Origin of the sequence: Paenibacillus hodogayensis (assembly GCF_039536325.1) — a bacterium.
GTDB lineage: Bacteria > Bacillota > Bacilli > Paenibacillales > NBRC-103111 > Paenibacillus_AB > Paenibacillus_AB hodogayensis.
On the sequence record NZ_BAAAYO010000010.1, the window covers coordinates 1,218,043 to 1,243,335 of the forward strand.

The 25,293-nt window shown below is 50.2% G+C and carries 22 protein-coding genes and 2 pseudogenes; 6 read left to right on the forward strand and 18 right to left on the reverse strand.

From position 1 onward, the window contains the following. Positions 1-145: 145 nt before the first annotated feature. The 6 genes from ABD796_RS24235 to ABD796_RS24260 form a co-directional block, all read right to left on the reverse strand. Positions 146-868: an alpha/beta fold hydrolase gene (locus ABD796_RS24235; protein WP_344912762.1), complete on the reverse strand. Its 723-nt coding sequence runs from the start codon at positions 866-868 to the stop codon at positions 146-148. Between the two features lie 390 nt (positions 869-1,258). After that, positions 1,259-2,149, reverse strand: coding sequence for a hypothetical protein (locus ABD796_RS24240; protein WP_344912764.1), 891 nt, complete (start codon positions 2,147-2,149; stop codon positions 1,259-1,261). A gap of 76 nt (positions 2,150-2,225) precedes the next feature. Then, positions 2,226-3,626: a HAMP domain-containing sensor histidine kinase gene (locus tag ABD796_RS24245; RefSeq protein WP_344912766.1), complete on the reverse strand. Its 1,401-nt coding sequence runs from the start codon at positions 3,624-3,626 to the stop codon at positions 2,226-2,228. Beyond that, positions 3,623-4,276 (reverse strand): response regulator transcription factor, encoded by a 654-nt coding sequence (locus ABD796_RS24250; RefSeq protein WP_344912768.1) that lies wholly within the window; start codon positions 4,274-4,276, stop codon positions 3,623-3,625. Before ABD796_RS24250 ends, ABD796_RS24245 begins: the two co-directional genes overlap by 4 nt. A gap of 187 nt (positions 4,277-4,463) precedes the next feature. Continuing rightward, positions 4,464-5,264 (reverse strand): TrmH family RNA methyltransferase, encoded by an 801-nt coding sequence (locus tag ABD796_RS24255; RefSeq protein ID WP_344912770.1) that lies wholly within the window; start codon positions 5,262-5,264, stop codon positions 4,464-4,466. A gap of 2 nt (positions 5,265-5,266) precedes the next feature. After that, positions 5,267-5,938 (reverse strand): potassium channel family protein, encoded by a 672-nt coding sequence (locus ABD796_RS24260; protein ID WP_344912772.1) that lies wholly within the window; start codon positions 5,936-5,938, stop codon positions 5,267-5,269. A gap of 145 nt (positions 5,939-6,083) precedes the next feature. On the opposite strand from ABD796_RS24260, the gene sspI reads away from it, so the two are divergent. Continuing rightward, entirely contained in the window at positions 6,084-6,299 is a 216-nt protein-coding gene (sspI, locus tag ABD796_RS24265; protein ID WP_344912774.1) for a small acid-soluble spore protein SspI, read from the forward strand. A 157-nt stretch (positions 6,300-6,456) separates the two neighbouring features. Next, complete coding sequence (locus ABD796_RS24270; RefSeq protein WP_344912776.1) at positions 6,457-7,383, forward strand: hypothetical protein; 927 nt, start codon at positions 6,457-6,459, stop codon at positions 7,381-7,383. Positions 7,384-7,439: 56 nt separating this feature from the next. On the opposite strand, the gene ABD796_RS24275 is transcribed toward ABD796_RS24270, so the two are convergent. The 6 genes from ABD796_RS24275 to ABD796_RS24300 all read right to left on the reverse strand — a co-directional run bounded on the left by ABD796_RS24275 (position 7,440) and on the right by ABD796_RS24300 (position 14,404). Continuing rightward, on the reverse strand, positions 7,440-8,321 hold the full coding sequence (locus ABD796_RS24275) for an aminoglycoside 6-adenylyltransferase (protein WP_344912778.1): 882 nt from the start codon (positions 8,319-8,321) through the stop codon (positions 7,440-7,442). A gap of 64 nt (positions 8,322-8,385) precedes the next feature. Beyond that, positions 8,386-8,841, reverse strand: coding sequence for a GNAT family N-acetyltransferase (locus ABD796_RS24280; protein ID WP_344912780.1), 456 nt, complete (start codon positions 8,839-8,841; stop codon positions 8,386-8,388). A 24-nt stretch (positions 8,842-8,865) separates the two neighbouring features. Then, the gene (locus ABD796_RS24285) at positions 8,866-9,795 is read right to left on the reverse strand and encodes a GNAT family N-acetyltransferase (protein WP_344912782.1); all 930 of its coding nucleotides are present in this window, start codon (positions 9,793-9,795) and stop codon (positions 8,866-8,868) included. A gap of 164 nt (positions 9,796-9,959) precedes the next feature. Continuing rightward, a complete protein-coding gene (locus ABD796_RS24290) occupies positions 9,960-11,624 on the reverse strand; it encodes an RNA polymerase sigma factor (protein ID WP_344912784.1) in 1,665 nt (554 codons plus the stop codon). A gap of 246 nt (positions 11,625-11,870) precedes the next feature. After that, positions 11,871-12,512 (reverse strand): class I SAM-dependent methyltransferase, encoded by a 642-nt coding sequence (locus ABD796_RS24295; RefSeq protein WP_344912786.1) that lies wholly within the window; start codon positions 12,510-12,512, stop codon positions 11,871-11,873. Positions 12,513-12,955: 443 nt separating this feature from the next. Further along, positions 12,956-14,404: a serine hydrolase domain-containing protein gene (locus ABD796_RS24300; protein ID WP_344912788.1), complete on the reverse strand. Its 1,449-nt coding sequence runs from the start codon at positions 14,402-14,404 to the stop codon at positions 12,956-12,958. Positions 14,405-14,707: 303 nt separating this feature from the next. Here ABD796_RS24300 and ABD796_RS24305 point away from each other — a divergent pair, with 303 nt between their 5' ends. The 3 genes and pseudogenes from ABD796_RS24305 to ABD796_RS35810 all read left to right on the forward strand — a co-directional run bounded on the left by ABD796_RS24305 (position 14,708) and on the right by ABD796_RS35810 (position 20,596). Next, positions 14,708-15,844 carry an RCC1 domain-containing protein gene (locus tag ABD796_RS24305; RefSeq protein WP_344912790.1) on the forward strand — a complete coding sequence of 379 codons (1,137 nt, stop codon included), beginning with the start codon at positions 14,708-14,710 and terminating at the stop codon, positions 15,842-15,844. 12 nt (positions 15,845-15,856) lie between these two features. Next, positions 15,857-20,320: pseudogene (locus ABD796_RS24310) on the forward strand (RCC1 domain-containing protein); the annotation flags it as partial. 30 nt (positions 20,321-20,350) lie between these two features. Next, on the forward strand, positions 20,351-20,596 hold the full coding sequence (locus ABD796_RS35810) for an S-layer homology domain-containing protein (protein WP_446686430.1): 246 nt from the start codon (positions 20,351-20,353) through the stop codon (positions 20,594-20,596). Between the two features lie 115 nt (positions 20,597-20,711). Here the strand turns inward: ABD796_RS35810 and ABD796_RS24315 are convergent, their stop codons facing one another. The 5 genes from ABD796_RS24315 to ABD796_RS24330 form a co-directional block, all read right to left on the reverse strand. Continuing rightward, positions 20,712-21,182, reverse strand: coding sequence for an HAD family hydrolase (locus tag ABD796_RS24315; RefSeq protein ID WP_344912794.1), 471 nt, complete (start codon positions 21,180-21,182; stop codon positions 20,712-20,714). 108 nt (positions 21,183-21,290) lie between these two features. Further along, positions 21,291-21,500 (reverse strand): hypothetical protein, encoded by a 210-nt coding sequence (locus ABD796_RS24320; RefSeq protein WP_344912796.1) that lies wholly within the window; start codon positions 21,498-21,500, stop codon positions 21,291-21,293. 120 nt (positions 21,501-21,620) lie between these two features. Then, positions 21,621-21,884, reverse strand: coding sequence for a class I SAM-dependent methyltransferase (locus tag ABD796_RS35700; protein WP_379117174.1), 264 nt, complete (start codon positions 21,882-21,884; stop codon positions 21,621-21,623). Positions 21,885-21,924: 40 nt separating this feature from the next. After that, positions 21,925-22,494 (reverse strand): dihydrofolate reductase family protein, encoded by a 570-nt coding sequence (locus tag ABD796_RS24325; protein ID WP_344912798.1) that lies wholly within the window; start codon positions 22,492-22,494, stop codon positions 21,925-21,927. A gap of 296 nt (positions 22,495-22,790) precedes the next feature. After that, a complete protein-coding gene (locus ABD796_RS24330; RefSeq protein ID WP_344912800.1) occupies positions 22,791-23,984 on the reverse strand; it encodes a winged helix-turn-helix domain-containing protein in 1,194 nt (397 codons plus the stop codon). 264 nt (positions 23,985-24,248) lie between these two features. Between ABD796_RS24330 and ABD796_RS24335 the strand changes: the two are divergent. Then, positions 24,249-24,671 (forward strand): annotated as a pseudogene (locus ABD796_RS24335) (IS110 family transposase); the annotation flags it as partial. Positions 24,672-24,734: 63 nt separating this feature from the next. Here ABD796_RS24335 and ABD796_RS24340 read toward each other — a convergent pair. Continuing rightward, positions 24,735-25,265 carry a dihydrofolate reductase family protein gene (locus ABD796_RS24340; RefSeq protein WP_344912802.1) on the reverse strand — a complete coding sequence of 177 codons (531 nt, stop codon included), beginning with the start codon at positions 25,263-25,265 and terminating at the stop codon, positions 24,735-24,737. Positions 25,266-25,293: the final 28 nt, after the last annotated feature.

Sequence of the window (25,293 nt, forward strand, 5' to 3'; positions counted from 1 at the left end):
CGTGAAGGCGCTTTGTAGATATGGAATACGGTTTATTTGACCCAAGCTGCTTTGCACGAATGCTCCCCATTCTAATGACAAAGACGATGGCCTTTAAGACGGAGACCATACTTCGGAGCGCTTGTTGATTGGCGGCAAAAAAAGATTAACGACCGGCTAAGTAGTCATCCAGCCAACCCTTCGTCCTTTGCAGCATACTTAACGTAATCTGGTGATTGACCCCCGAGTATTGGACAAATTCCAGGGCGCGGAATCGCTCCTTGGGCGCCGCGCTTGCAAAATAGCTCTGGCTGTCGATCGGAACGGTCGTGTCCTCCGTGCCGTGGAGCAACAGCAGCGCCGTATCGTTGCCTGCAGACCAAGCTGTAATCGGGTCGTGCTCTCCCAGCGCCGTTTGGGCCTCGTCGCTTGCCGGGAGCCCGAGCCTGCTCCGGTACAGCTCCTCGAACTTCACCCACGCGCACGAACCGTTGATGACGACGGCGGACCGAATGGCGGGAACTTTGGCGGATACGCCGCCTGCGATAAAGCCCCCCATCGAATGCCCGATCACCGCCAGCCTGGCATCCTGCCCGGCCAAATGGAAGGCGATCGCTTTCGCTTCCTCCAAGCCCTGCAGCACCGTAGGCCAAAAATATTGCTGAAGCTGCCCGGGCTCGCCGTAGTTCAACTTCCCCCGCTCCCCGTGATGCGGGAGCTCCGGAACGACCGCCTCGTAGCCCCAGTGCGTGATCGTGGAGGCAAAAAACTCGTAGCTTTCGATGCTGGAGCTCCAGCCGTGGTAAAGCAAAACCGTTCCTTTGGATGTGCCTGTCGGCTTCATTCTCAGGCATGGAATATCGAATAAGTCGGTCTTCACGTAGGTCATTCCTCTTTACCTCCCTGTCTCCCGATCGCGATTTTGATTTCTTCCGGAGCTTCACGGTGTCTTTTGATGTCACCATACCAGTTGCCGCAATCTGGAGTCAAGCCGGATCGGGGCGCGCTTGCGGGCCAGCCGGGAAGATGTGTTTCCTATTTTCCTTCTACAACGTAAAAAACCTTCATTGGCAAGAAGGTTATGGATAAATACGCGTTGAAGGAGAACACATTCCCAAACAGCTTCGTGTAAGTTGAAAAGACTTGTTCAAGAACGGATCGGGCGATCAGACCTGGTCAAAGTAAAAAGCCGACGTACGATCGCGCAAAAAAAACCGCCAACAAACGTGGCGGCTTGAGCGATGAACGATTTCACTTCAACGAAGTAAGTAAATGCCTTCTAAAAATACAAAGGCTTCAGATAGGGGGCTTCGTTTTTGCTGGCAGGGGGCGACGACTTCTCCATTTCTTTAACCTTTTCATGCATCCGCTTCATCATCTTCTCGTTGAATTCGATCGTAGGCTTATATTCCGTACTATAGACGATACCGAGTAACTCCTTGTCATATCGGGAGAGACTCATCAACGCCATTTCCCCATTTTCACCCGAAATATCAACGGAAAGAGTCGGGTCGTTATTGCTGTATCCTTGACCGTTGTATGCAACCGACTTGACTGCGCCGTGAACGACGTTATGTTTCTCCGCCAGCTTCTTTGCCAGCTCCACATACTCCTGCGGGTTTCTATCCAGTGCCGCATCAAAAGCTACGGAAACCTTCACATCCAACGTTCGACTGCGGGATATGTTAAACAATTCTCCCGTTACGGAGTCCACGGAGAAGCAATAAATGCGCTCGCCGTTGACCAGCACATCGGCGTACCATCTCGAGCGGGGAAGACTTTCGGTCGGCTGTTGGTAGCCGATTTCGACCACCTGCCCCTCCAAGCTCAGGTCAAATACGTCCCAAAGCGCTTTCGCGCCGATTTCCGCCGCTTCCTCTTTGGTCATATCTTTGCCGGTTGGCGTCTGGTTGCGGTAATACTCCAGATCAATGCCTCTGAGCGTATAATTCGCTTTTTGGTAGCCTTCCGGCAAGCTGTTTTGCGGCGACTGGGATGAATCGGCAGTATAAGCCGCATAGCTTGTAGGAATCGAATTGGTTTTCTTGAATTCCGCCGCCGTCGCCGCTTGCGTGAATCCCTGAAACAGCAACGTGCCGGTCCCTATGATCGCTGCGGCCGCCAGTAGGGTCTTTTTGAAGCCGTGTCTTTCCGATCGGTTCTCTTTCAACTGAATCTCTCCTCCACCGTATGGTTTGGATTACACATGCAGTATAAAACGGCCGGGTTATAGAACCATCATCGAGTTATGGTGAAGTTGTAAAAACGATTTGTACTGTCGTTCCTTCGCCGGGGCTGCTCCTAAATTCCATCTCCGCGCCATGATGCACGACGATTTGTTTACAGATGGCAAGTCCTAATCCGGCCCCGCCGTCCTTGCGGTTGCGCGATTTCTCCGCCCGGTAGAAAGGTTCCGTAATAAGCCCGAGCACTTCGGAGGTCATGCCTCTCCCGTTATCCCGAATGCATACCGTCATCTTCCCCGCTTCCATCGCCGCGCGTACGAGGATATGCCCGCCTTTGCCGCACGCCTTGATCGCATTGTCGATCAAATTGACAAACAGACTCTCCAGCAAGTAAGCGTCTCCCCAAATCACATCCGTCTCCGCAAAAAACTCCAGCTGAATTTCTTTTTCCGTCATCTTGTTATGCAGAGTCTGTTCCACAGACTTAAAGAGGGCGGATACGTCCAGCTCTTCTCGGACGATCTGATCGTTTTTCAGGTTGGCCAGCTCGAGCAATTGATTGGACATAGTCTGCAAACGCCGGCTTTCCGACATCACGTAGCCGATTGCGGACAACCGGTCGTCCTCGGTCAAAGCGGCCTTTTGCATATATTCCGCGTATCCGTATATGGCGGTCAAGGGCGTCCGGAGCTCGTGGGCAAAATTGTCGATAAACTGCTGCTTCTTTTCGGCGGCGTTGATCAGCTCCGTCATTTGATGCTGGATTTCTCCCGCCATATGATTAAAGCTGCGAGCCATTTCGGAAAGCTCGTCATGGCCGGATACCGGAAGCCTGGTCTCGTATGCGCCGGCTGCAATATAACGGGAGGTTTGGGAAATTTGCCGCAACGGCTTGAATATTCGATTAAGCAGCAAAAGAAGAACGAAAGCAAGCAGTCCGGAAAGAATAGTACCCGCCATAAACAGCATGTTCTTCATCTGTTTCCACGCGGCGATGGAATCCGTCATATCATAAAGATAGACCATCGTGTATGCATGATAAGGCGATGGAAGCTTTCCCGAAACCATGACAAACGTACGGCCATCTGCACTCTGCCTTGCAACCAGACGGCTTCCGTCCTCCGGCGGTTCCACAAAACGGCTCTGCAGGGAGAGCTCCAGCCGATTCGAGTAAACAAGCTGATTGCCCTTGTAAAGCGCCAGTTTAACCTTCCTATCTCCGGACAAAAACCGGTAGGGCTGGAGCAGGGAACTCAAAGAGCCATCAATATCCGTTCCGCGAATTTCCACCGCGTGCAAATCTCTTATGAGCGCAGATGTTATGAAATAATGCTCGCCCAAGCTTTTTTCCTCTGCGCGGTTCACCGTATCTTTGAAAGTGGTGACGGAAATGATAAATATGCCGAAATTGAAGGAGAGTAGGAACAACGTAAGGGTGGTTAAAAAAGTGCGGTATTTCATAGACTGATCTCCAAGCGGTAACCCAGCTTGTAGACCGTTTTGATCACATGTTCCCAGCCTAATTTTTTTCGCAGCTTTTGGATATGTACATCGATCGTGCGGGTATCGCCCTCGTAATCATAGCCCCATACGAGCTCCAGAAGTCTTTCTCTGGACAAGGCGATATTGCGGTTGTTGATCAGCACCTCCAACAATTCGTACTCTTTTGGGGTGCATTCCACGAGCTGTCCCTTATAAAAGACTTGACGGCTGTCAAAATCGATCCGCACCGCTTCCGCTTCAAAGCCGCTTTTCTGTTTTTGGGTTCGCCGCAATACAGCTTCCACGCGAGCGAGCAGCTCCAGCATTTCAAAGGGCTTGGTCAAATAATCGTCAGCCCCCATCGAAAAGCCGTTAATCCGGTCGGATAAGCTGCTGCGCGCCGATAAGAATATCGTGGGAATCTCCTGCGCTCGTTTAAACACTTCAAACCCGTCCAGCTCGGGCAGCATAATATCTAAAATGATAAGATCATAGGTTTGGGCTTGAATTTCAGATATGGCCGCTATTCCGTCATAAACAGAAGTGCAGTGATGCCCGACAAGCTGCAAACTCCTTTTCACCAACTCATTGATCGAGATTTCATCCTCAACTATCAATATGGCTGCCATAAGGACTCACCTCCTTTGTATATACTCATATTATTACGGTATTGTTATAGAGTTGTAAAAGCGGATCGGTGCCGGCACAGTCCATCGGTTGAAAGAAAAACCGTCAAGGGACACCCCTGACGGCTCTGTAGGATTGGCGGATATTCGAAATGGTGTACCTATAGTCGTGAATTGCTTTTGCCTCCTATTAAACTCCCCGCTGCCGCATAGCTTCGAACAGCAGCACCGTAGCGGCCATGGCGACATTGAGCGATTCGGACGGCCCCTTCATCGGGATGATGATGTGCTCATCGATCTGCGCGGCCACTTCCGGCGATACGCCTTTGCCTTCATTGCCGAGGACGATCCACGACGCTTCTGTCCAATCCGTCTCGTAGCAAGTTCGCGTCGCCTGCAAGCTCGTATTGAATAGCCGGATCCCCTTGCGCTTCGCTTCCGCCAGCAGCGGAGGCAGCGCAGCCTCAACGATCGGAAGGTGGAACATCGAGCCCATTGTCGAACGGACCGTCTTCGGGTTGTACAGGTCGACGGTCCCGAGGCCGAGCACGACGCCCGTCGCTCCGACCGCGTCCGCGGACCGGATGATCGTCCCGAGGTTGCCGGGGTCCTGCACCCCGTCGACGACGACAACGAGGGCACGCTCGCGTTCAAGCAGAGAATTGGTCGCTGCCTGCGTCTTGCGAACAACCGCAATAACCGGCTGCGGCGTTTGCGCATCGGAGCATTTTTGCAGCACAGGTTCGCTCACCGCTACGCACTCCAGGTCCGTTTCTCTCTCAAGCAGCCCTGCGATCTCGTCCGGTATGCCGCGTTCGGCGGAGAATAAGAGCGTCTCCACGCCGGCCCTAAACTTCAGCGCCTCATGAACGAGATGAATGCCCTCCACAAGATAAAGCCCCTGCTTGTCTCTGCCCTTCTTGTCCAACAGTTGAGCCCACTGCTTCACCCGCGGATTGTGCAGCGATTCGATTTTTTCCGGGCGACGCATGTTTATTTGCCCCCTTCCCCGAACGCCCGCTCCAGCTGCCGCAGTTGGTCGTTCTGACCGACGACGACAAGAATATCGTCATGCTTGATCGTATCGTCCGCATTGGGCGAAATGTTCATCTTATCGCCCGTCTTTAACGCCATCACGTTGCATCCGTACCGGGCCCGAACGTCCAGCTCGCGCAGCGTCCGGCCGATCATCGTCGACGAGGCTTTTAGCTCCACGATACTGTAATCGTCGGAAAGCTCGATAAAATCCAAAATATTAGGGGATATTAAATGGTGCGCGACACGTAAACCCATGTCTCGTTCCGGGAATATTACTTTGTCGGCGCCGATTTTTTTCAGCACCTTGCCGTGCAGCTCGGTTTGTGCCTTAACGACCAACAGCGGAACGCCAAGGTCTTTGAGAATGAGCGTAGTGAGGATACTCGATTGAATATCTTGTCCGATCGCCACGACGACGACGTCAAAGTTACGGATGCCGAGCGCACGGAGCGCTTCCTCGTCGGTCGAATCGGCTTGCACGGCATGCGTTACCGTGCCGGATACTTCCTGCATTCTCTGCTCGCTCGAATCGATCGCCAGCACCTCGTAACCGAGACCGTACAGCGATTTGGCAACGCTCGATCCGAACCGGCCCATGCCGATAACGGCGTATTGCTTCGCTTTCATGACCATGCTCCTCTCCAGCCTGTTGCCGTTTATTATACCACACGGCAACCGTCCCGCCATACGGCGGTTCCGCTTCTCCCGTACATGAAGGCGGCCGTTTCGGAGCATATTAACGTGAGAACACGACGAAACCGGAGGTTCCAACATGATTTTAAGCTTACGGCAAGCGATCATTAAACGGGTTCACGACAAGTCCGAAGAGGAACTGGTCGGAGTCATCGAGGATTCGATCGGCGGCGACGACAAAGCGCTGCCCGGGCTAGGCGTCCTGTTCGAAATCATCTGGGAGAACAGCGGCGAGGGCGAGCGCAAAACCATGGCCTTGACGTTGAAAAACCATCTGAACGAAGCCGCTGACTAATGAACCTGGCGGCCATCGCCCGTTCGTCTTGCCGACGAACGGTTTTTTGCCGTGCTGCGACTCGCCATACTTCCGCCATGTTAGGGAACATTCTTTTCCGATAAAATACACCTAACAAGTAAGGATGGTTTACAACTAACCTTCTGGAGGGATTGGCATGTATCATAAAACGGTGGCACTGCAGCCTTTTGCCGATATTTCAAAGCATATGGAAGGGTTTGAGATCGTATCCGCTCAATTCGGCGGGGATGGGTACGTGTATGTCCTGCTCATCAACCGCATCCCGGAACGGGAAAGAGGAATGTTCGTTCCGTCCGCTCTCAAGCAAGCCTATACCTACAAAATACTCGTTGTAGAAGGTAACGATGTCGATGAAACGGTGATCGAGGGCCAGCAATTCAACTACCATTATGTCCAACCGCTTCGCAATCAATTGCTGCTGGTCGGAGCGCGCTGCTCTTATTATGGTCCGGACAAGTACGATTTGAACGCCAAAGTATGTGATTATAAAGGGCGTACCATTCGAGAGTTCCTGCTGGGAGACGGGATTCAAAGCGTTCAGGTGACGGAGAAGGGGACCATCTGGACCAGTTATTTCGACGAAGGCGTGTTCGGCAATAACGGCTGGGATCAACCGGTTGGCGCCCATGGCCTTCTGGCCTGGGATGAGCATGGCAACAAACGATACGAAGATCGCATGGCGGATATTGCCGATTGTTATGCGTTGAACGTAGTTCACGAAGAGGAGGTCTGGTTTTATTATTATACGGACTTCTTGCTGGGTCGCATCTCGGGCGGTCCCGTGCAGGCTGAGGTCACCTTTATCAATCCCGAGATTTCCGGCTCTTCCGGGTTTTGTACGGATGGTTATCACTTTTTGTTCGATGGCGGGTACGGGAAAAGCGGAACCTACGTGCTCAAAAAAAATGAAAAACCGGGAAAACTGACGAAAGGGCACAACATCCATTTTCAGAATAAACAAGCCAAGCCGCTTGCACCGCAGACACAAGATTTTCGGGAAAATCGCGTATTGTTCAGTGAAGGGAGCTTGTTGTACCAAGTATCGGTGGAACAATTGCTATAGTTGGGCCATGTTTTTTAACCTGGTTAATGTTTCATTATACTAGGCACTTTAAGCTTCTAGTAAATTTGCTTTGCATCCGCAGGTAACCCTCTTACATGCTTGAGGTATTCCGTCATGTTAGCATCGTCATCCGTCGGGTAAGTAAACAAAAAATATTCGGCTACGTCTTTAGCTAGAGATCGATATAATTCGCATGCGACAAATATAGAATTCCACATGTTCTCAAAATCGCTGTCCGAGTAAGTTTCTTTATACATCTGCCAGTATAACTCCGGAAGATACTTTTTGAAATTCTTTCCCATCTTGCCTGTTGAAACTTGAAATTCATTTTTTGTTCCGATCCACCATGAAACCATCTCATCCAACGAAGCTCTGGTGGTCTTCTCGTACATTAGCTTTGCATACGGCAGTTCGTCCCGCCAGATTCCCTTTGCAACGTTTTGCAGACACCACCAAAAGTCGCTGCAGCAACTGATGTAAAGGGGTTCTGTCGGCTTTTTCACATGGTAGTCGATGTCTGAAGGAGCAGGAATGCCGGGAAGACAACTGTCCTTATCCAATAAAGGCACAGTAAGCTTGTCGCTGACATACCCGTCGATCATCGACTCCTTGGTTTCGATGTGAAGGTCGATGCGGTTTCCATCCGTAAAGAGCATTAAATATCCGTACGACCTGTCAAAATCCATATCTATCCCGATAAGCCGGTCATTCTTGTCAGGCTCTTGGATCATTAACAGTTTTCCAAACCTATTGATCCAGTTCTCATCGCGTAGAAAGGAGGCTGTTTCCGTCACAACGTAAACAATATCATAATCCTGAAACAGATCTTTGGGGGCATTGGGATTGGTTCTTGAACCGTTCATGTATACTGCTCGAATGCGGTCGTCTTTTTGGGCGACTCCCCGTATCAAGTCCATCATTTCTTGTTCGCTTCTCATTGTTATTCACCTCGAAACCATAGTCCAGTTCTTAATCTCCGTTAGCTCCATCAAGCGATGAACATTACTTTATGGTGTCATGTTCGTAGATTTTCGTAGGGCGTCCCCACTCGAAGGTATCCAAACCTATTTCCCTGAATCCATACTTCTCATAATACAGAATATGGTCAGTCGCCAAATAAACCTTGTTATACCCTAACTGCCCCGCCATTTTTCGGCCATGCTCCAATAATAACGCACCCAAAGCTTGACCTCGCTCGCCCTTGTCAATGAACAACGGGGCTATCCAGGGCGATAAATCTTTTCGAGTTACAAATTCCTGTTCAATTAATTGATAAAATCCAATGATAGTACCGGATTTCAACAGTAGAAATGTAAACGGCAGTCCGCCGTCGGCTAATACACTTTCGTCAATGGCGGGCAGCACAACTTTTTTTACGTTAGGCCACTGCTCTTTAACATAGTCAGCAAGCTCGGTTTGACGCTGCGGACATTCTTTGATGGATTGAATGACTAACATGAGAGCCCCCTTCTTCCCGGTAATTTAATACCTACGCGTTTCATGTGGCAGATAAAATGTAGTTTGCTCTAGTCCAGGATAAAAACCTAGCCGGTAATATAAAGATTCAGCTGGATTTCCTATAGTCACAAAAAGCCGAAGAACTTCATATTCATCTTTTAAAACCGTTAGTGCTTTCTTCAGTAATCTTGTAGCGATTTGTTTGCTACGGTACTTGGGAATTACTGCGATATTGGATACTAGTGGAAGGTCTTCCCATAACGAAATAAAACAGACTGCAATTAATTCGTTATTCGACTTATTATAAATAAGGCTGGATGCCGACTTCAAAATCTCTATGTCGTTATTTTTGAAGTAGTACTCAAGTGCCGATATTTGTTGTTGTATTGTATTTTCTGCTGGATACCCGATGCTGTCGGTGCCCGAGTAAGATTCGAGTAACATCTTAGCAACCTCGTCTACTCGTTTTGCGCTGGGGGCGACACAATCTAGTTCATCTCCCCACTCCTGCTGTTCGAATGATTCAGTTGGCCTTATCATTACTCGTCTTGATTCGGATGGCAAAAAGCCCAGACGTAAAAAATGCTCTGTTTGATAGGGCAATATCCCATACGCTTGTATTGGTTGGTTTGGTCTAGAACAGCTGATTAGAAACTTTTTCAAGGGTAACATTACCCGAAACACATCAATAAAAGGGGGTATTAAGAAAAAGGAAGATAATGAATTGGGCTCCAAGCAAACCCCGCCAATTCGTCGATGATTTAGCGATATCCAATAACAAGAGGTGGCATCTCCGAAAATAGACACTCGTCTTTCCCAGCTTTGTCTGAAGAAAATATTTTCTCGATACGTTGTGTAATGGATTGCAAATTCTCTTGAATCTGCACTTACTATCTCGACCTCATCATCTAATACATATTGTGAACTTAATAACAAACTTGACCATCTCCCCACTTACCCCGATCTTCCTACAAATGGATTTTATCAAATAAACATGATCCATTCCTGGTGTAGTTCTGTTTAAATTAAACTCCCGATACTTCAACCGGGTAACGAGCAAGCCCCTCGGTAAGTTCCGAAGGGCTTGGTTATTTCATCTTTTAGCCAGAATAGAAGGTCTATTTCTTTCCGGGAACGGTTGTTTCCTTACACAATCCCATCCAAGTCGTGATCGTTTTGCTTTGGTGCGGCTCAGGTTCGCGAAGCTTTCTGTTATCGAGAAGATGCTTCAGAACGTATGGAACCAGTTGACCGGCGTTCGTATTCTGCATAGTCATGTAAGCGATCTGCTGCTCCAAATGTTTGGGCTGGTTTTGCATCGCAAGAAGGAGAGCTTGCTCATACAGACTCGCTATGGCCGGTGCATATACATTGGACAGGTCGGGCATCAACCGACGTATCGCTTCGGCTGTTGCAGGTTTGTCGACCCATATCGTGTTAAACGTATACTCATTCCCGTCTTTGCGAAGGTAGCCTCTCTCTAACAGGAAAGCATAGTCCTCCTTCTGAGTTTCTTCGTCCATACTGCCGCTCCAGTAAGCATGACACTTTTGAACATCACGTGAAGTGAGATTTGCCCATCCTTGGGATACGCGATCGCTCCAAAACGTGTTAAACTGCCACAAATACAAGCCGTCCGCAGTGTCTCGGGTCATAGCGCCGTTGAAAACATAGTAGTCAGGCTCCTGATGCGGAGTGGACAAAGTCCCACTATTCAGGTGAGCGGTGGCGATATAACGTCCCCCGTCTTTTCTAAAGGGGAGCGCCTTCTCCCTATCGATCGTTACTGCATTCGCATTGCGCCCCTGCTCTCCTATGTTCATGGGAAGAAGGGTCCACAGTAAAAAATGGTAATCCTTATCCGGGACGTACAAGTCGGACTGTTCTATGCCGCTGCGGATATCCATCAATGCATCGAAATGTTGATCGGCTACGAGGCTTGCGCATTCCCTGTACAGCTTTTTCACTTTTAACCGCTGTTCGTCGGTAAAATTCCAAATGATCATATTGGCTGCATATTTTCCGCTTCCTGCCTCAATCACATAACCATACTCCTCCAGATACTCGACTTCATCTTCAATGAACGCTGCCGGTGTACCTAGGTCTCTGGCAAGCTCTTGAATCGTTTTCGGCTTGTGGTACATGGCATACATGAGATTCTGTGCGATACTGCGTCTCATGAAGGTATACGTTTCCCCCATTTTTCCTGGAGTTCCTGAATGACCCGTTCTCACAAATTGTACCGGATTAAAGCTAAGCTCGTTACTGCTCCGCATCCGTACCATCCCTTTCTTTAGTTCTTGTCTGGCATCATGGAGATGCCACTTTACGGTTCCGACGGGAATGCCCAACTCGACTGCGACGTCGCTCTGTTTCTTCCCATCGTAGTAATGCATAACCACGATCTTCCGCTGTAATTGCGAAAGATAGGCAATCTCTTGGCGCAGTCTTTTGTATTCATCGCTCTGAATTATCTGCTCCAAGACGTTGGGCGTGTCGGGAGAAGGGAGCTCCGACATACCGTTAAGATCAAGGGAAGATGAGGTCCTCCTACGACGGTTCAACCAATTCACCCAAGTGAAACGGGCGACCGTCCATACATACCCGTCCAGATTCTGTATGTCTCTGCCGGACGACATGGATTTGAGAAGTTGGAGAAAAATTTCCTGTGATAAGTCCTCCGCTTCCTGCCGGTCGCCGGTACGGTTCAAAGCAAATCCAAAGATTGGCTTGGTGTATGGAACCAGAACGGAGCCCATTTCATTTTCAAGCTGTGTACCCATCTTTCTCCCCCCAAGCAGCGCTGCTATCTAGTAAGTCATATCCTTGCGAAAAAGGTTGGAACTTTTTTTGGAAGCCGGTTAAATCCAATCGCTTTTCTAAATGCAATTGCCAAAATCTGCGATAAACCTGTCCGTCTCCACAGCTGTAATAACTTCGGCTTAAACGAAATGGCTGCCGTTCCTGTCGGCAGCCTAGTCTGGTTATTTATTGGGCTCTGGTTTCCTTTAGTCTGGTAGCAAGTTCGTTTACACCTTTACAGCTGCCAATTCCCAACAACGTTTCGGCTTGCCGTAACGGTGCAGGTCCGTCTCTCTAAGCGCTTTTATTTCCCAATCCGCAAACAGCCGGAGCAAATCGCCCTCATCGAAAAACCGTTTTCGCCGCCCATCATGCTCATAATAGTTCGGCTCCAGCTCAACCCCAAGTCCAGCGCCATAGTGAACGTCTCCCACCGAGTTGAAGCGGGCCAGTAAAACGCCTCTCGGCTTCAGTACCCGAGCGATATCGTTCACGATATTAACGGTATCCTGCCAAGCGAAATAATGGAGCGATAAGTCGGCCACGACCGCTCCGGCACTTCCGCCCTCAAAGGGCAAGCCTGCAGTCATATCAACCTGCTTCGTCTCAGCCTCCGGGATGTGTTCGGCGATACGACGCAGCGCCTCTTCCGAGAAATCGCAAGCTATAACGCGGTAACCACGCTCCGTCAAGTAGAGCGTATCACAACCGTAGCCGCAGCCTAGATCGATAATGGCGTCATTCTTCGCTCCGTCCAAAAATGGTGCATAGGCATCGAGCCATAAGTCGTAGACCGGCTTGCCCAGGTCTAACCTGTTATACACTCCATTCCAATGCTCTTGATCCGGCACACTTGAACGTTTCGTCATCATATTTCCTCCTCACATGTTAGTCGAAAGAGCACTAGCCCCGAGCACAAACGCCCAGATCGGCCAGTTTTCGGCTAGCTGGCCCGCTTTAATGCTCGAAAGAGCATTATCTCCGCGGCTGGAGCCGTTTGGATAAGGGTTAGTGCTCGAAAGAGCACTAGTACCGAGCACAAACGCCCAGATCGGACGGTTTCCGGCTGGCTGGCCCGCTTTAATGCTCGAAAGAGCATTATCTCCGCGGCTGAAGCCGTTTGGACAAGGGTTTAGTGCTCGAAAGAGCACTAGCCCCGAGAGCAAACGCTCAGATCGGCCAGTTTCCGGCTGGCTGGCCCGCTTTAATGCTCGAAAGAGGCTATCTATTAATTGTGGACAGTTTTTTAAAGTGCTTCTCAGAAGCTCTCAGATCGATTTTTTTTTAGACAAGAACAGGTTAGTGTATCCTTTTACTTGATTTGATGCCCCGTAACTTGATACTCCCTAAACGTCATAGAAACATTTTTATGGAAATGAAGCTTGATGCCTCCGGCAGTGAAATGTAGCGTATAACTAACGCAGTACGGGGTTTCAATGTATAACAAGGTCAACTTCAACGTCATGTTATCGTGCCAGGCGGCATATGTGACAGCTTCTTGGCGATGTATTGCCAAATCTTTTACATGACTATCGTGTACATGTACAGGGGACCGAAAATCAAATTCGAGTACCCGATTCTCACTCTCCTCATAACAAAACCGAACTTCCAACCGTTCCCCTATGCGGGCGAAACCGAGCTTGTGGAGCTTCTCCGGATTATCCCCAATCCTGTACAAGCGGCCATCGAGATCTGCTGCGTTGTCGGGAATTGGACGGGCAACCGGGACTGGGTACGCCATATCGGCAAGGAGTTGCCGCAATGCGACACTATCGGCCGTAAGCGGTAGAACCGTTTGGCTCGAATCCAACTCGTCGATAATATGCTCGTAGATCAAATCAAGGAATGTCTGGAGTTGATCCATATGGGGAAAAGCCGAAGTTGCCGCAATGACGATACGTTGTTCTGGAGCCACAAAACAAAGCTGGCCGTTTGAACCGTCGCCCCTGAAACAGCCTTTGCGACATAAATGAAATTGGTACCCGTAGCCTTGCGCCCAATCGATTCGTTTTGCTCCTTGACGATTATCGCTCTGTTCCCGGGTGGCTAGAGCCATGTAAGCTTCGGAAACAATTGTTTTGCCTTCATACTTGCCCTTGTCCAGCAGCATTTGCCCAAACTTGGCCACGCCCTCGGTGGTCAAGCTCAGCCCCATGCCTCCTGCGACAATGCCCATCGGACAAGTTTCCCATACCGGGCGATCGATTCCCAAAGGCTCGAACAACCGGGGCATCAGGAAATCGACCAACTGTTGACCGGTCGCTTGCTGAATAATAGCCGACAGCATATAAGTAGCAGGCGTATTATAGGAATAATAACTCCCCGGCTCACATTCCACCTCCAAAGACAAAAAGGATCGGACCCAATCCTTCTCACCGGTTACGGCATTGTAAATATTGGAGTGATGCCCCGTATTCATCGATAACAGATGGTGAATTTTCATCTTTTCCAAATTCTCCGATATGTGCTCGGGACACTGTTCAGGGAAAAAATGATTAACCGGATCGTCCAGATGTACATATCCGTTGTCCGCCGCTATGCCCACCGCTATGGAGGTGACGCTTTTGCTAAGCGAATACAACAATTGCGGGCAATTCGGCCGATAAGGCGCACGCCACATCTGCGCGGTTACTTGACCGTCCTGAAGCAGCATAAAGCTGTTTACCTGCAATTTATTTTGCTCGACTCTATCAAAAAAACGCGACAGAGCCTTTGAAGAAAGACCGTGATGCTCTGGGAATTCCCTTACTAATGGAGCCAACCGCTCGCTTACCTCCTATAGAAAAAGTAGAATAACTACCTAAATAGCAGCTCCTAATTCATGCAATAAGGTTCTTTCATCTCCAAATTGTCCCAACTCATGTTTCCAATATAACATATCCGGGCCGCCTTCACCCTCCCCCGCCTATTCGATCATGCCCTAGCCCGCTTCGCGTTTCTTCGACAAAACTTCTCACCCGACTTCGCGAATCTACTGCCTGGTTTGACAAGTTTCGTAGCTCCTGTCAATTACAATAGATTTATAGATTGTGATGTATTATTCATTGAAAGGATTGGTAAAATTGTGAGATCCTATATTCGCAAAAGGATCAAAATCGCACACTCGCTCGTTCTCCTCTTGTCATTCGTCTTCGCTTCGCTTCCGACCTTCGCATTTGCTCAAACACCGGGTTGCACACCCAGTTTTACAACGAAACCGATGGTCTCCGCAGGCGACAATCACTCCGTTTATTTAAAAAATGACGGGACCGTATGGGCGTGGGGCCAAAACAATTTCGGGCAGCTCGGCAACGGTTCGACGGCAGACAGTTCTCCCCCCGTGCAAGTGACCGGATTGTGCGATGTCGTGGCGATTTCGGTAGGATCGGGAAATGCCTTTGCGTTGAAGAGCGATGGAACGGTATGGGCGTGGGGAAATAACAGTTTTGGTCAGCTCGGCGACGGGACGACCACCAGCCGTTCGATCCCTGTGCAAGTGAGCGGTATGAGCGATGCTGCCGCCATTGCCGCAGGAGCAACTTACACCGTAGCGCTCAAAAAGGATGGAACGGTATGGACTTGGGGGTATAATTCGTCCGGACAGCTTGGATACGATACGACTGGAAGCAACTCCAGCAAAGCTCCTCAGCAAGTAAGCTCCTTGTCCGGGATAACCTCCATTGCGGCAGGGTTCAACCATGCCGCCGCCGTTTCAAGCACGGGCGCCGTATGGACGTGGGGAGACAACGCCTACAGCCAGCTTGGCCGAACGACCGGCACGAACGGTTACAATTCCGTCCCCGCACAAGTGTCGAGCCTTGGCGAAGCCCAATCCGTATCACTCGGACTCCACTATTCGATCGCTCTGCTTAAGGATGGAACGGTATGGGGGTGGGGTTATAACGGAGTCGGCCAGCTTGGCAACGGAACGAGAACAACGGCACCGATCCCCGAGCAAGTCCTATACAGTTCGAGTCCGCGTAAAGTGCTGAAGGATGTCGTCTCCGTTGAAGCGGGCTATGAACATACGATCGCTTTACTGAGTGACGGGACTTTGCAGGCGTGGGGATCCAACTCCGGCATGCAGATTGGCGACGGGACTACTACCGCCGGCTGGCGCTTATTCGCCACCACATCCAGTCTGAACGGCACTACCGTCTCGGCTGCTGCGGGAAGAGGCCATTCCCTTGCCGTTAAAGACGATGGAACCGTATGGACTTGAGGCGAAAACAACTATTACCAGCTCGGACGCGTAACGCCGGTGCAAGGTACTGTATACGCTCCTTCCGGCACGCCCGGTCAAGTTTTTGAAGGGCTCGTCGATTGCACGTCCACGACTTCGTTCCGGACAAAACCGATGGTTGCGGCAGGCGGCAAACATTCCGCGGCCTTGAAAAGCAACGGTACCGTATGGACGTGGGGAAGCAATCAGTTCGGTCAGCTCGGCAACGGAAAATATGGAGGCAGCGCAGCTCCTGCACGAGTCCCCGATTTGTGCTACGTCAAAGCGATCGCAACAGGGTCCGATTTTACGATCGCGTTAAAAAACGATGGAACCGTGTGGACATGGGGCAATGGCGCCAATGGCGAGCTCGGTAACGGTACAAGCGGTACCGGCTACCGCAGTTCCATTCCCGTACAAGTGGCAGCATTATCGGATGTCTCTGCTATCGCTGCAGGAAGCAATCATGCCGTTGCCTTAAAACGAGACGGGACCGTGTGGGCTTGGGGAAACAGCGAAAACGGCAAACTCGGATACGAAACCCCCGGCAGCTTCGTTAGCAACAGGCCCGGACGAGCGGGCAATCTGGCTGGTGTAAAAGCCGTCGCTGCAGGATTGGGATTTAGCGCCGCCTTAAAACCCGACGGAACCGTATGGACTTGGGGGAACAACACGGATAAGCAGCTAGGTTATGAAACGGGCACCCCCTTGAACAATCCCGTGCCGAAACAGGTTCCTAATCTGAACAATGTAGATTCTATTGCGGCCGGTCTATCCTCCCGGCATATGGTAGCCCTCAAGCGCGACCAGACCGTTTGGACGTGGGGGGATAATGTCCATGGCCAGCTCGGTAATGGTAAAGGCGGGCTGAACGCCGATGACAGCAGCACTCCGGTGCGCGTATTGACAACCAGCAACGCCGGGTTGGAAGGCGCAACCGCCATAGCGGCAGGCTCGTTTCAATCGTATGCGGCATTGAAGAACGGAACGCTGCGGGGATGGGGGTATAACTATTTCGGCCAGCTTGGGGACGGGACCTACGAGATTGAGTACAAGCTTGCGCAGCGTGTTCTTATGAAATCCGTCGTATCCCTTAGCGCCGGCACGGATCATGCGATAGCGATCAAAAAAGACGGAACCGCCTGGACCTGGGGCTATTTAAATAACGACTACCAGCTCGGAAGAAAATCTGGCTCCCCCGACATTGAAAATAATGTACCCGGACCGGTTGAAGGGCTGGGAAATCTTGAAGTTTCCACGTTTATCCCTTATATCCCGATCAACATCGGGATTATTGGAACGATCGGGGATTTGGCGGATGCCACCCCCGTTATCACATCGGGATCATCGATTACGATCACCGCGTTTTTCGATAATCCGAAAGCCATAAAGGTGACGCTGCTTGCCTCGGATGCTGGCGGGCATCAGTATGAGACTCAGATGAGCCCGATCGATGACGAAAACTGGTCGCACACGTTCGTACCGAATCAAGTCGGGTTGGTCACTTCGCCGCTAGAGTTTCAAATAATTCCGCAATATGGGGGCAATGTGATCGGTCAGCCCATTAAGTATAGGATCGTTTTAATCGATCCTAGCGGCATCGTGTACAATGCGAATCAAGGAGGCCCGGATAGTTGGCCGCTACCGGGCGCTACCGTGGTTCTGCAATATTTCGATCCGGCCCTGGGCGCAGCGGGACAATGGGTAGAGATGAGCGAGGATAGCTACCCGGACAGCTTCAGACCGGTTACCAATCCTCAAGTCACAGGCGAAGACGGTCGCTATGCATGGGATACGGCGGCGGGACAATATCGGGTTGTTGTAAGCCGTCCCGGTTTTGAAACTGCCACAAGCCGTGTCGTAGCGGTTCCGCCTCCGGTATTGGATTTGCATGTCGGCTTAATTCCGACCGACTTCCTGAAGCCGAGCCTCTCGGTCAGCGGTGTCACTTACGGCGCCGTATATTCGCAGCCGGTCACTATGGAATGGAGCGCTTCCGACGATCATGCGGAGGACCAGTCCGACGATGCATCAGGCGTAAGGTTTGTGGAGTATCGGGTAGATCGCGGAGAGCTTATCCGAGTGAACGGCACTAACGGCTCCTTCGTTGTAGATCGACCCGGTGTCCATCTAGTAGATTTCCAAGTATTCGATCATGCCGGCAATAGCTATGCCGAATCCATTCCGTTTACGATTACCGAACCGCCGGCGGGGGAATTTTACACCGTAACTTTTGACAGCAATGACGGTTCGCCAGTCGGCAATCAAACCGTAACAAAGGGAAGCACGGCAACGAAACCCGCAGATCCGGTCAGACCCGGGTACAGCTTCGCAGGCTGGTACTCCGATAGCGGATTAACTTTGGCGCATGATTTCACAACCGCAATCACCCGGGATTTGACGCTTTATGCGAAATGGAACGCGTCGCCGGTAGAAGAAACGACCTACACCGTAACTTTTGACAGCAATGGCAGTTCGCTAGTCGGTATTCAAACCGTCACAAAGGGAAGCACGGCAACGAAACCCGAAGATCCGGTCAGACCCGGATACAGCTTCGCAGGCTGGTATGCCGACAGCGGATTCACTTCAGCGTATGATTTTACAACCGCAATCACCCGGGATTTGACGCTATATGCGAAATGGAACGCGTCACTGGTAGAAGAAACGACCTACACCGTAATTTTTGACAGCAATGACGATTCGCTTGTCGACAATCAAACCGTCACAAAGGGAAGCACGGCAACGAAACCCGCAGATCCGGTCAGACCCGGGTACAGCTTCGCAGGCTGGTACTCCGATAGCGGATTAACTTTGGCGTATGATTTCACAACCGCAATCACCCGGGATTTGACGCTATATGCGAAATGGAACGCGTCGCCGGTAGAAGAACCGACCTACACCGTAACTTTTGACAGCAATGACAGTTCGCTAGTCGGTATTCAAAACGTAACAAAGGGAAGCACGGCAACGAAACCCGAAGATCCGGTCAGACCCGGATACAGCTTCGCAGGCTGGTACACCGACAAGGGATTAACCTCAGCGTATGATTTTACAACCGCAATCACCCGGGATTTGACGCTATATGCGAAATGGAGCGCGCATAACAATGCGGATTTGGCCGCTTTAAGCTTGTCAAACGGCGTTCTGAGTCCGACTTTTGCTCCCGGCGCAACCAGCTATACGTCCAATGTGGCTAACCAGGTATCGTCGGTGACGGTGACGGCGTCCGTATACGACGCCACTTACGCAAGCGTAACGACAAGCGTGTACAACAACATCGGCACGCGGGTGAGCGGTCCGTTCGCGCTAACGGGCTCCACGGCATCTCCGCCGTTGCCGTTAAGCGTAGGCGTCAATACGATTAAAGTCGTTGTAACTTCTCATAACGGAGCAACAAAAACATATGAAATTGCGGTGACTCGCGCAGCTGCCTCGTCTCCCGATAGTTACAGCGGTTATTATTCACCCGGAAATCAATCGAAACCGCTACCCATTCAGATCGATGGACAAGAATTCGATCGAATCGCCACTGCCGCTTCATCACGCGAGGGCGAGAGAACCTTACTTACGGTTCGCCTCGAAGAAGCTCTACTGAAGGAGCAGCTTGCCAAAGCAAAAAATAAATCAACGATCGTTATTCCAGTGAGTGCAAGCTCGGACCAAGTACGGTTAGCGATATCCGGAGACATGTTGAAAGCTATGCAAGACAAGAATGCCTTAATCGAACTGAGAACGCCAAACGGAAGTTACCTGCTGCCCGCGACCGAAATCCAAATCGATTCCATATCGAAGCAGTTCGGCAGTCAGGTGAAGCTGTCCGACATCATTGTGCATGTCGACATAGCGAAAAGCAATTCCACCACCTTGAAGCTTCTGGAACAAACGTCGGTAAAAGAACGGTTTACGGTCATTGCCCCTCCGGTCGATTTCAGCTTGACCGCCTTGTACAACGATCGAGAGGTGAGCATAGACAAATTTAACACGTATGTAGGGCGTGAAATTCCGATTCCGGACGGCGTCGACCCGCTCCAAGTGACAACTGCCGTCGTACTAGAAACTGACGGAACTGTCCGTCACGTCCCGACATACGTTGTAAAACGCGATGGGAAGCATTTCGCGGTCATCCACAGCTTGACTAGCAGCACCTATGCTCTCATTGAACACTCTATTTCGTTTACAGACGTAAAAGGTCACTGGGCCGAATCTGCGGTGAACGATCTAGGGGCACGGAAAGTCGTCAACGGGGCGGATACGTCTCATACATCTCGTTATATGCCCGACGAGCCTATCACACGCGCGGAATTCGCGACGATCATCGTCAGGGCGGTGGGGTTGACCGCGAATGGAAGCCGAGCTTCCTTTACGGATGTGAAGTCCGGCGACTGGTATTACGGGGCTGTGGCTAAAGCGTCCGAGTATGGGCTCATTACCGGGTATGAAGACGGTACATTCCGTCCGTCGAGGACGATCACCCGGCAGGAAGCAATCACGGTCATAGCAAGGGCGATGAAGCTTGCGGGGCTGGATACGAACATTAGCGCCACTGAAGTCGAAGCTGCGCTGCATGCTTTTTCCGACCGTACAGAAGTAGACAGTTGGGCCGAATCATCAGTCGCCGCAGCCGTGAAGAACGGAATTGTCACAGGCTCCTACTCGCATATACTACCGACCAGCAATATGACACGAGCGGAAGTGGCCAAGATCGTTTGGCAATTGCTCGAAAATGCCAAGCTAATCGCCGGCAATCGTTAAATCCCCGATTTCCATACATCAAAGCCAGAGTCCCTTGCGGGATGTCTGGCTTTTCGCACCTTTTAGGAGGAATTCTCCCATGAGCAAGCTCTAAGAAGATTAAGCATCTCGGGAACTATCGCACCCACGAATCCATATCAGCAGGTAAGGCCACTATAAATTTCTCAAGTGCAACAGCAACACCATCCTGATCATTGGATTGGGTTACGTGCTTTGCACCATTTTTCAGCTCAATTATCGCGTTTTCCATTGCAACCGGAAATCCGCACATCTGGAATAGTCCTAAATCGTTAAAATCATCCCCGAATACCATTACATTTTCTGCTTTCACTCCGATATCGCTTAACACCCAGTCAACAACCTGGGGTTTCGGGTCATTCGAGCGGATACCTAATTGAGCACATTGGGAGTCGGGAACTGGTCTACACGTATACCATGAATCATTAACCTCGTACGAGATTATCGATTGAGGTACTCGTAGCTCGATAAATTTGTTAATCTGCTGGCTAATTTCCATAGGGATACTAATGTGCCGCTCGTTTTGCTTAGATTTGCATGTAACTAAAGCACCGTTGTAATAAACCATGTAGTCTAGCCTAGCTAGGTTCCGTCCAAGTCCAGTACAATTGCTTGAATATCAGACATCTATATCCTCCCCATTTGGGCTGGAATGTTCCAATTCCCTTCATAGCGGTTAATCCTTATATCCTACACACATGCTTAATTTATCTTGTAAAAGCCACGGGTCACCACTATGGATGCTGTAATATTCAAGAAGATTTTTTAAACCCGTTTCGAATTCCTCATCTGTTATTAAATTTAAGATTGCAGTTTCAATCCTTTTAAATCCTGCTTCTTTTAAATAGAATTCGACATCATCCCTTTTTGGTGTGCTGCCGATCAAGCTCCAGGCATTTTGGAAAAAATCGATGCACTACATCATCCTCAATTTGTTCAATCGCTCCATAAAGGATCAGTACCGCCCCATTCGTCCCAATTGTACGATAACATTCCTGAAGCATCGTTATCGGGCATCCATATGATGTATCAAGTGTGACATAAAGACAGCATCAAAATAACCATCAAGAAAAGGTAGGTTGTATGCATCCCCGACAATAAACTGAATCAATTTCTCCGTATCCTTTTCCTTGGCTTTACTCAGCATAGCTTTAGAAGCATCAACTCCAGTTACTTTAATAAAGGTGCCGTCAACAGAAAAGTTGTTGATCCTGTCCTTTAGCTTAATAAAAAAAAGGGAGCAGTTGCCGCGGCAACCTGCCCCCTGGATCGTTCAACAATCGTCTCTGTTAGTAGAACACCTTGTACGACTATTTCTCCAACTCGTAGCGGGCCGCGATAATGCCCGACTTGAGCGTTCGACTGGACAGCAGCTTGAGCCTGATTTTCTCGCCGCCGCCGTCGAATACCGATTTCCCTCCGCCCAGGACGACCGGACAAATTGTAAGCAGGAATTCGTCGATCAGGCCGAGCTTAAGCAGCGTCTTCGCCGCTCCCGGGCTGCCGAAGATAACGAGATTTTTGCCGGGCTGCTCCTTGAGTACCTTGATTTCCTCTGCGATATTATCCTTGATCAGCATCGTATTGTTCCATTCCACTTTATCCATCGTGCCGGAAATGACGACCTTCTTAACATCCTGCAGCCATTTGGCATGCTCCACATCGTGTCTGGACGCATTCGGATTGTCCAGCATCGTGGGCCAGTAGCTCTCCATCATGCGATACGTCGTGCGTCCGTAAACGGGAGCTCCGACTTCGGCTACGACTTCTTCGGCGTATTTCTCTAATTCCTCGTTGTACGGAATCCAATCGAGTCCTCCGTTCGAATCCGACGCATACCCGTCCAGCGACACATGCATGAATAATACGAGTTTTCTCATGTCAGTTCTTCCTCCGATTTCGAATTTAGTTTGTCCAATTTTTTTGGCCGTTGGCCCGCGTTTCATCCAACTGTTACGTTCATTATAAATCCTGACGTCGCGTAAGGTTCAAGAGGAAATTTGAATTTTTTTGAAGACAACAATGTTGCGCAAAACTGCCCGTTAGTTTAGCCCGCCGCGCTTGAACCCCCCACTTGAAACTCATGTACACTTACAACAGCGCTACCGGACGCGTCGGCTTATCTTGTTTCGTACGCGGAAACTTGTCGGCAAATGTTACCGGGGAACTGGAAATATCAGTTCATAGACTCTATCGAAATTGTCTCGCATCCGTTGAATAATGCAAAATTTTGAAAACAATTGTTCAAGGCCGTTCGCAATTGCTTTGTTGGTTTTATGTCGTTCTCATACCAGATGTTTTTAACAACGAGCTTCCCGGCTTTTCGCTCCGCGATTACCTCGGCTCGTCCGATGAGACTTTCTCCGTATATTAGAGGCAACACATAATAGCCGAATTTCCGTTTATTTGCCGGTGTGTAAATCTCCCAGGTGTAATCGAATCCAAACAATTCGTTGATCAGTTTTCTGTCCCATATGAAATTATCTAGTGGGGCAATCAGCTCGCAGCGCCATTTCGGCGCCGGATTTTGCAGAACGGCTTCAATGAGCGGCAAGTCCTCCACGCGGCAGTACAGTATATCCTTCATTTGTTCCACGGCAACAGCAACAATGCGAGCTTCGTGCAACAGCTGGCGGAAAACCTCGTTGCGCTGCTCCGCTTTCAATCCCCATATGTTCAGCCAGGCATCGGATACGCGATTCCATAAAAGGCCAACAGCGCCGATTCGACGCAGTACCCGCCACTTGTGATGCTCAAGCTCGCCCTCCAGCGGCTCCGGCGCATTCAGCAGATTTGGCTGTATGTACTTCCCGGCGATATCGTAATATTTACGCGTTCCTTTTTTGTGATGTATAATCAACTCGCCTGTCGAGTACATTTGCTCCAGCACCGACCGGGATGAATTGTTTCCGCTGCTCCAGTGAATGGCCGATTGCCAAGCGAAATTTCCATCCAATTTTAGATCATCCGAACTTAGCGCACCGTGATTTTGGATGTGAGCCCGTACTTGCTCTATCAACCCTTCCATTTCGGGATAGCGCTTGGCATGTTGTCGGGCGGCCTGCCTGTACCGCTCAAAATACGGCCAGTCCTCGACAGGGATAATGGCCAAGTTCTTGTCGGGATAATCGACAAGGCTTCTATCTTGATACAGCAACTCGGCGAGCATGTTCTTGGTAAATCCTTTGATTCGCGACTGCAACACCAGTTCGGCGTTTTTTCCGCAAACATCGATGGGATCGTACTGAATACAGCCGACCTGTCGCACAAAATCCAATACTCCCTGCTTTCCGGTAAAATGATACTCGCCCAACAGCCCGTGCTTCAATAGCAGGAATTGCCGTGCCTGGCGGTTCGTCAATTGGATCATGTACACATCGGCTCCTTAACGAAACAAACGGGAGCCGTTTGCACATGATGATGGATGGCGAGGTTGCTTATCTCAATAAAGTTACTATTTGCTTCTTTCCATAATGACACACCTATTCCCCCTATCCGTAGGAAAATACAAAAAACAAAAAATTCCTGTGGAACGAACAATTTGGAGTTTGAATAAAAAAGAGCGCCTCTGTACGATGGGAGTACGCAACGGGTCAATAGCCCTTAAAATCCCACATCAGGAGGTCGCTCTACTATGAAGTTTAAGGCACAAGATAAGCAAAATCAACTCATTGAAAACATTACCGTTCATCACCTGGTTGTCGGTGTAGATATTGCTCAGGAGACTCACGTTGCTAGAGCTGTAAATTTCCGCGGCATCGCTCTCGGCCATCCATTAGAATTTTCGAATGATGAGGTAGGCTTCCATAAAGAAGTTGAAACCGTGCTTGTTAACCCCCACCTAGTCAAGAAGAACAAAGAAAACCGTCACAATACACGATCTAAAAGTGACAAAAAGGATGCTCTGGTTATCGCAGACATGGTGAAGAACGGCTACTATTCTCCCGTCGGTTTCCATTCCGCCGAATACGAAGAGCTTAGAGTCTTAATGGCCAACCGAGAAACCGTTGTTAAGCGGCTTGTACGTGCAGTCAATCAGATCCACCGAGGGGTCGACCCTACAGCCGGAGAATCCCTATTTAAGTAACGTGCCCTTTAGGCCGTTGGGTCAACCGCACAACTAAGCTGGAACGTAAGTCAACCTGATCACCTGCTCGCCAATTCGATCGCTTGCCACGAGGCGCAGCGGCGGCCGCGGACCGGCGAAGAACGGCTTGCCGTGACCCAGCACGACTGGATGGAGATAGAGTCGATACTCATCAATGAGACCAAGCTCCGTTAGACTGTGCGCCAACTCCGGCCCGGCAACTTCAATCTCCCCTTCATGCTGAGCCTTCAGCGCACGTATGGCCGCTGCGAGGTCGCCCTCGATCAGAGAAGCGTTCGGACCGACGGACTTTAACGTCCTCGACACCACCCACTTCGGTTTGCTTTGCCACGCCGCTGCGTATTCCCGTTCCGGTGCATCCCATTCAAAATGGTCTTCGTCCCAATACCGCATGGTCTCGTACATGCGGCGCCCGTACAGGCTGCCCGCCAGGCCGCGCAAGTCGTCGATGAAATGACGGAATAGCACGGGGTCGGGCTGAAATGCCGTGTGGTCGACGAACCCGTCCAGAGACTGGTTCAATGCGAAAACGATCTTTGCCATGCGACTGACTCTCCTCCCTGGTTTTCTC

What these genes read in the sequence shown, in the direction of transcription:
- ABD796_RS24235 (WP_344912762.1), bottom strand. Translation starts at nt 868, where the DNA reads ATGACCTACGTGAAGACCGACTTATTCGATATTCCATGCCTGAGAATG.
- ABD796_RS24245 (WP_344912766.1), bottom strand. Translation starts at nt 3,626, where the DNA reads ATGAAATACCGCACTTTTTTAACCACCCTTACGTTGTTCCTACTCTCC.
- ABD796_RS24250 (WP_344912768.1), bottom strand. Translation starts at nt 4,276, where the DNA reads ATGGCAGCCATATTGATAGTTGAGGATGAAATCTCGATCAATGAGTTG.
- ABD796_RS24255 (WP_344912770.1), bottom strand. Translation starts at nt 5,264, where the DNA reads ATGCGTCGCCCGGAAAAAATCGAATCGCTGCACAATCCGCGGGTGAAG.
- ABD796_RS24260 (WP_344912772.1), bottom strand. Translation starts at nt 5,938, where the DNA reads ATGAAAGCGAAGCAATACGCCGTTATCGGCATGGGCCGGTTCGGATCG.
- sspI (WP_344912774.1), top strand. Translation starts at nt 6,084, where the DNA reads ATGATTTTAAGCTTACGGCAAGCGATCATTAAACGGGTTCACGACAAG.
- ABD796_RS24270 (WP_344912776.1), top strand. Translation starts at nt 6,457, where the DNA reads ATGTATCATAAAACGGTGGCACTGCAGCCTTTTGCCGATATTTCAAAG.
- ABD796_RS24275 (WP_344912778.1), bottom strand. Translation starts at nt 8,321, where the DNA reads ATGAGAAGCGAACAAGAAATGATGGACTTGATACGGGGAGTCGCCCAA.
- ABD796_RS24280 (WP_344912780.1), bottom strand. Translation starts at nt 8,841, where the DNA reads ATGTTAGTCATTCAATCCATCAAAGAATGTCCGCAGCGTCAAACCGAG.
- ABD796_RS24290 (WP_344912784.1), bottom strand. Translation starts at nt 11,624, where the DNA reads ATGGGTACACAGCTTGAAAATGAAATGGGCTCCGTTCTGGTTCCATAC.
- ABD796_RS24295 (WP_344912786.1), bottom strand. Translation starts at nt 12,512, where the DNA reads ATGACGAAACGTTCAAGTGTGCCGGATCAAGAGCATTGGAATGGAGTG.
- ABD796_RS35810 (WP_446686430.1), top strand. Translation starts at nt 20,351, where the DNA reads ATGAAGCTTGCGGGGCTGGATACGAACATTAGCGCCACTGAAGTCGAA.
- ABD796_RS24315 (WP_344912794.1), bottom strand. Translation starts at nt 21,182, where the DNA reads ATGGTTTATTACAACGGTGCTTTAGTTACATGCAAATCTAAGCAAAAC.
- ABD796_RS24325 (WP_344912798.1), bottom strand. Translation starts at nt 22,494, where the DNA reads ATGAGAAAACTCGTATTATTCATGCATGTGTCGCTGGACGGGTATGCG.
- ABD796_RS24330 (WP_344912800.1), bottom strand. Translation starts at nt 23,984, where the DNA reads ATGATCCAATTGACGAACCGCCAGGCACGGCAATTCCTGCTATTGAAG.
- ABD796_RS24340 (WP_344912802.1), bottom strand. Translation starts at nt 25,265, where the DNA reads ATGGCAAAGATCGTTTTCGCATTGAACCAGTCTCTGGACGGGTTCGTC.